Here is a 1,921-nt window from a genome sequence, read left to right on the forward strand (position 1 = left end):
CACCGCCCGCAAGAACATGGAGCAGCTGATCGAGCTGCGCTGGATTGCGGTGCTGGGGCAGGTCGCCACCATCAGCGTCGTGCATTTCGGCCTCGACGTGCCGCTGCCGGTCAACCAGATGCTGGCGGTGCTGCTCGGGCTGATCGCGTTCAACGCGCTGAGCCTGCTGCGGCTGCGCTTCGTCGTCGCCGAGGTCTCGCAGACCCAGCTGTTCGTCTCGCTGCTGGTCGATATCGGCACGCTGACCGCGCTGCTGTACCTGAGCGGCGGGGCCTCCAATCCCTTTGTCTTTCTCTATCTGCTGCAGGTGATCCTCGGCGCGGTGCTGCTGCAGGCGTGGTCGATCTGGGTCATCGTGGTGGTTACCGCCTCGTGCTTCGCCGGCCTGGCGCTGGTCGGCAAGCCGCTGGCGCTGCCGCCGGACCACGAGCAGGGGCTCGGCAGCCTCTATATCCAGGGCATGCTGATCTGCTTCGTGTTGAACGCGGCGCTGCTGGTGGTCTTCATCACGCGGATCATGCGCAATCTGCGCGCCCGCGACGAGCATCTGGCCGACCTGCGCCAGCGCGCCGCCGAGGAAGAACACATCGTCCGCATGGGCCTGCTGGCCTCGGGGGCGGCGCATGAACTGGGCACGCCGCTGGCCACGCTGGCAGTGATCCTATCCGACTGGCGCCGCATGGAACCGTTCTCGAAGGACCCGGAACTGCTGCAGGAACTCGGCGAGATGCAGACGCAGGTGCAGCGCTGCAAGTCGATCGTCAGCGGCATCCTGCTGTCGGCCGGCGAGGCGCGCGGCGAAGCGCTGACCGAAACCACGGTACGACGCTTCGTCGACGATCTGGTCGCAGAATGGCGCGCAACCCGGCCGGTCGCCGAGTTTTCCTACGACTACCGCTTCGGCCAGGACCTGCCGATCCTGTCGGACTCGGCCATCAAGCAGATGGTCTGCAACGTGCTCGACAACGCGCTGGAGGCCTCGCCGCGCTGGGTCGGCTTCGACGTGCGGCGCGAGGATGATACGCTGGTGCTGTCCGTGCTCGACGAGGGCCCCGGTTTCGCGCCGCAGATGCTCGAGCGCCTGGGCAAGCCGTACCAGTCGAGCAAGGGCCGGCCGGGCGGCGGACTGGGGCTGTTCCTGGTCGTCAATGTCGCCCGCACGCTGGGCGGCAGCGTCGCCGCGCACAACCGTCCGCAGGGCGGCGCGATGGTGACGATGAAGCTGCCGCTGGCGGCAATCACGCTGGAAGAGGAGGCCGAAGATGCTGCCCAATGATCCCGAGCGCGACCCCGCGGCGGCCGACCCACAGCCCTTGGCCGAACCCGAAGCCGGCCGCGTGCTGATGATCGTCGAGGACGACGCCGCCTTCGCCCGCACGCTGCGCCGCTCGTTCGAGAGGCGCGGCTATCAGGTCCTGCATGCGACCAGCCTCGAAGGGATGAACGAACTGCTGAAGGAACATTCGCCGGGCTATGCGGTGGTGGACCTGAAGTTGAAGGGCGAGGCCTCGGGCCTGGCGTGCGTGCAGGCGCTGCACGCGCACGATGCCGACATGCTGATCGTCGTGCTGACCGGCTACGCGAGCATCGCTACCGCGGTCGAGGCGGTCAAGCTCGGCGCCTGCCACTATCTGGCCAAGCCTTCGACCACCGACGACATCGAGGCCGCCTTCGAGCGCGCCACCGGCGACGTGGACGTCGAGGTCACCGGCCGCCCCACCTCGATCAAGACGCTCGAGTGGGAGCACATCCACGAGACGCTGGCCGCGACCGGCTTCAATATCTCCGAAGCGGCGCGCCGGCTCGGCATGCATCGCCGCACGCTGGCGCGCAAGCTGGAGAAGCAGCGGATCAAGTAGTCCGGCCACCTCGCGAACGCGTCGCCTTGGCCGGCGTGCCGGCACGGCCGCGCGCGGTCGCT

General features: G+C 68.2%; 2 protein-coding genes. Both read left to right on the forward strand.

All coding sequences use genetic code 11. From position 1 onward, the window contains the following. The coding region (locus B551_RS17420; RefSeq protein ID WP_023264651.1) for an ATP-binding protein at window positions 1–1,276 on the forward strand (1,276 nt) is incomplete at its 5' end. Window positions 1,277–1,343: 67 nt separating this feature from the next. Next, window positions 1,344–1,859 carry a response regulator transcription factor gene (locus tag B551_RS17425; RefSeq protein ID WP_043440636.1) on the forward strand — a complete coding sequence of 172 codons (516 nt, stop codon included), beginning with the start codon at window positions 1,344–1,346 and terminating at the stop codon, window positions 1,857–1,859. The last annotated feature ends 62 nt before the right edge of the window (window positions 1,860–1,921 follow it).

It is taken from the genome of Cupriavidus sp. HPC(L), assembly GCF_000307735.3.
Taxonomy (GTDB): Bacteria; Pseudomonadota; Gammaproteobacteria; order Burkholderiales; family Burkholderiaceae; genus Cupriavidus.